General features: G+C 68.2%; 1 protein-coding gene. It reads right to left on the bottom strand.

Annotation, left to right across the window (positions count from 1 at the left end):
- The coding region (locus tag AC0693_RS38625) for an amino acid adenylation domain-containing protein (protein WP_478804608.1) at positions 1-4,823 on the bottom strand (4,823 nt) is incomplete at both ends.

Below are 4,823 nucleotides of genomic sequence, written 5' to 3'. Positions count from 1 at the left end.
TCAGGACCCACACCCAGCGCAATCAGATGCCGGGCCAGACGATTCGCCCGCGCATCCAACTCCCCATACAAAACCTCAACACCCTCAAACACCACGGCCACCGCATCAGGCGTCTCCGCCACCCGAGCCTCAAACAACTCCGGCAACGTCAACGACCCGACATCGACAGCCGTGTCATTCCACAGCTCGATCACCCGATGACGCTCCACGTCATCGAGCACGGTCACCGTGCTCAGCGGCAGGTCAGTGCCGCCGTCCAGCGCCCGTTCCAGTGCTGTCACGAGGCCGTTGGTGGCGGTGCAGACAAGCGCACCCACCGCTCGCGCGTCGAGCGAGGCCACTGCGTCGATGGAGAGCCCCAATGAGTCCCCGTAGTCGTCCACCGCAACCTGGAGCGGGTAGTTCGTGCGCTCGCGCTGGAAGAGCAGCCGGATCCCTCCGCCGTTCTCCTGTGCGTCAGCCTCCTCCGGCGCCGGAGCGTCGGCGGGGGCGGCGTTGTGCCGGTAGTTGAAGATCGAAGTGAACAGTGGCGTGTCGCCGGCCACCCCACTGGCCTGCTGTGCCAGTGCGAGCGGCGCGTGCTCGTGCTCCAACAGCTCCGCGAGCTGTCCACGCATCGCCGCGACCGCCTCCAGCACGCCGAGTTCGTTCACTCGCACACGTACCGGCAGGGTGTTGATGAACGGGCCCGGCACCCGGTCCGAGCCGACGCCGGCGTTCATCCGGCCGAACAGCACTGTGCCGAAGACGACATCGTCCCGGCCGCTGACCGTGGCCAGAACCCGAGCCCACGCGAGGTGCATGAGTGTGGCCTTGCTCGCGCCCAGTCGGCGCGACAGCTCGCCCACTCGTGCTGACAGTTCCGTCGGCAGCGCGATGCCCAGGCGGACCGCGTCCGCGCCGTCGCCGTGTACGTCCATGAGTCCGAACGGCGCGGTCGGTTCGGTCACGTCACCGAGCAGCTCGGTGAAGTACCGCTCATGCTCCGCACGCGCCACGCCACCGCGCGCCTGAGCGACGAAGGTGCGGAACGGCAGCGGCGACGCCAGCTCTGCGCCTCGTCCGGTCAGGAACGCGTCCACCTCGTCCAGCAGCACCTCCATCGCGGTGTGGTCCTGCACCATGTGGTGCACCCGCACCAGGGCCAGCCACCGCTCTGTGCCCGGCTCGGCCGCCGCGTGCATCCGGATGAGCGGGGCGCGGCCCAGGTCCATCGAAGAACCTCCGGCCGCTACCAGGTCGGCGGTCAGGTCATCGCTCCGCGCGTCCAGTCGGACCACCTCGACGGGGAGCGGCGCTCGACGCTGTACGACCTGGACCGCTTCGCGCAGGCCCTCCCAGACGATCGCGGTACGGAAGATGTCGTGCCGGTCGATGACCTGCTGAAGGGCCTCGGTAAAGCTGTCGAGCCGCTCACGCGAGTCGAACTCGACCACGGTCGGCATCACGTAGGCGTCCTTGCCACCGTCCGCCATCAGGTGGTGGAAGAGCAGACCTTCCTGGAGCGGCGCAAGGGGGTAGATGTCTGCGATGTTGGCCGCCCCGCCCTCGACGGTGGTGACGATCCGCCCGATCTCGTCCGCGTCCAGCTCCACCAGCGGCAGCATCTCCGGCGTGATCTCCACCGCGTCCGTGGGGATGAGGTTCTCCGGCACCTCCACCTCTTGGGCTCCGGCGACCGCCGCGAGCCCGGCGACCGTCGGACTTTCGAAGAGAACGCGTACGGACACCGATACGCCCTGGGTACGCAGCTGCTCCACCAGCCGGATCGCGAGCAGGGAGTGGCCGCCCAGTTCGAAGAAGTCGTCGTCCACGCCCACGCTGTCGAGTCCGAGGACCTGCCCGAATGCCGCGCACAGGATCTCTTCACGCACCGTGGCCGGGCCGCGTCCGGAGCCGACCCTGTTGTCGGGGGCGGGCAGGGCCTTGCGGTCCAGCTTCCCGTTGCCCGTCAACGGCAGCGCGTCCAGGACCACGACAGCCGAGGGCACCATGTACTCCGGCAGCCGGGAACCCGCGAACTCCCTCACCCCAGCAGGCAGCCCCGCACGATCCGCGCCCTCACCCGGCACCACATAAGCAACCAGCCGCACATCGCCCGGCACGTCCTCACGCGCGACCACCGCCGCCTGCGCCACGTACGCATGCCCCGCGACCACCGACTGGACCTCACCCGGCTCGATCCGGAAACCACGCACCTTCACCTGCTCATCCGCACGACCCACATACTCAAGCCGGCCATCCGCAGCCCACCGCGCCACATCACCACTGCGATACATCCGCGCACCCGGCTCGAACGGACACGCCACAAACCGCTCAGCCGTCAGACCCGCACGCCGCACATACCCACGCGCCAACTGCACACCCGCGATATACAACTCACCCGCCACACCCACCGGAACCGGCCGAAGACCCCCGTCCAGCACATACAGCCGCGTATTCGCAATCGGACGCCCGATCGCAACCGACTCACCGACCTCATCACCCGCACGAACCTCAAGAACACAGCACCCGACCACCGTCTCCGTCGGACCGTACTCATTGACCACCACCGAACCCGGCGCCCGCTCCAGCCACGCACGCACCGAAGCACCCGCCAACGCCTCACCACCGACCACCACCGTGCCGGCCATCCCCGCCACCTGCTCATCCGAAAGCAGCTCACCCAGCAGCGGAAGATGCGCAGGCACCAGCTTCGCCAGCCCGAACCCGCCGTGCGAGATGACAGCCTCAGCCAGACCCTCAGCCCCACCCTCACGACTGACCACCACAGGCGAACCCGACACCAAAGGCACCAGCACACTGGTCACCGTCAAGTCGAACGCCAGCGAAGAATGCAGCGGCGCACCACCCACAGCCCCATACGCACCCGCCGCCCAGCGCACATAGTTCGCCAGACCCTCATGAGAAACCGCGACACCCTTCGGCCGGCCCGTCGAACCCGACGTATACATCACATACGCCAGACCCGCTCCCGCCACCGACACCTCAGGCGCCACCGCAGAAACAGCCGCCAGCTGCATCACCGTCAACGCCTCATCGAGCGCCACCATCCGCACCCGACCAGCCGGCAGATCCTCCAGAATCTCCTCATCCGTCAACAGCAGAGCCGCACCACTGTCAGCCAGCGTGAACGCGATCCGCTCCGCCGGATACTCCGGATCCACCGGCAGATACCCGGCACCCGCCTTCCACACCGCCAGAATCGACACGACCATGTCCACCCCACGAGGCAGACACAAAGCCACCAACGACTCGACACCCACACCCTGCGCCACCAGGAAACACGCCAGCCGATTCGCCCGCGCGTCCAACTCCGCGAACGACAACACCTCATCACCACACACCACAGCCACCGCACCCGGCGACCGCACCACCTGCGCCGCAAACAACTCCGGCACCACACCAGACCCGAACTCCACCGCAGTGTCATTCCACTCCGACACCACCCGACGACGCTCCACACCACCCAACACCTCAACGGAAGCGATCCGGGTGTGCGGTTCCTCTGCGAGCGCTGTCACCAGGCTGTCCAATGCGGTGTGCAGCAGTCTGCACACGTGTCCCGCGTCGGCCGGGGCCACGGCCTGGACCGTCAGGACGAATCCGGTGCCCCGGTCGGTGACGGAGACGTTCAGCGGATAGTTCGAACGCTCCTGCATCGACATCGTGCGGATGCCGCCGAGGCCCGAGACGGTGTCCTCGCCGGTCTCCTGCCGGTACCGGTAATTGAAAACCGCCGTGAACAGGGGGCTGGAGGCCGGCACGCCGCTGGCGCGCTGGGCCACGGCGAGCGGAGCGTGCTCATGCTCCAGCAGGCCGGCCAGCTGCTGCCGCAGCCCGGAAAGCGCCTGTCCCACCTCGTCGGAGCCGACCCTCACACGAACGGGCAAGGTGTTGATGAAGGGGCCCGGCACCCGGTCGGCGCCGGCTCCTGAATTCATGCGGCCGAGCAGGACGGTGCCGAAGACGACATCGTCTCGGCCCGAGGCGGCCGCCAGAACACGGGCGAAAGCCAGGTGGAAGATGGTGGCCGCGCTCACGCGGAGCGTGCGGGCCGTTTCCCGCACCCGGTGGGAAAGCTCCTCGTCCACCAGGAGCTGCTCCCACTGTCCGTCACTGCCGTCACCGCGCGCGTCCAGCAGTCCGAACGGGGCGGTCGTCTCGTCCACGTCGCCCAGCAGTTCCGCGAAGTAGCGCTCGTGCTCCTCCTCGGCCACTCCTCGCCGGGTCTGCGCCACGAAGTTACGGAAGGGCATGGGTGCGGGCAGCGTGTCGGCCTGGCCGGACATGATCGCGTTCAGTTCGCCTAGTACCACGTCCAGGGCCGTCTGGTCCTGTGTGAGGTGGTGGATGCTCAGGGCTGCCAGCCACTGCCCGTTGTCGGACGACCGCGGCGACGCGGCGATCGCGACCCGCATCAGCGGGGCCCGGTTCAGGTCCACTCGTCCGGCCGCCAGCGCGAGGAGCTGCTCGGCCGGGTCGGTGCCGTGGGGGTCGAGCGTGACGTCCTCGACGGGCAGTACCGCGTTGCGCAGGACGACCTGGACCGGCTGGTGCAGGCCTTCCCACACGATCGCCGTGCGGTAGATGTCATGCCGGTCGATCACCTGCTGAAGCGCACCGAGAAACGCGTCGAGGCGCTCGCGCGAGTCGAACCCGACCAGGGTCGTGGACGCAAAGACGTCGACGTCGCTGTCGGCCTGGAGCAGGTAGTGAAAGAAGATCCCTTCCTGGAGGGGGGCGAGGGGGTAGATGTCGGCGATGTTGGCCGCGCCGCCCTCGACGGTCGCGGTGATCCGCCCGATCTCGCCCGCGTCCAG

The organism is Streptomyces sp. NPDC043876 (assembly GCF_056435825.1).
The sequence above is the reverse complement of the archived record's forward strand: the minus strand, read 5'-3'. Positions and strand labels throughout refer to the sequence as shown.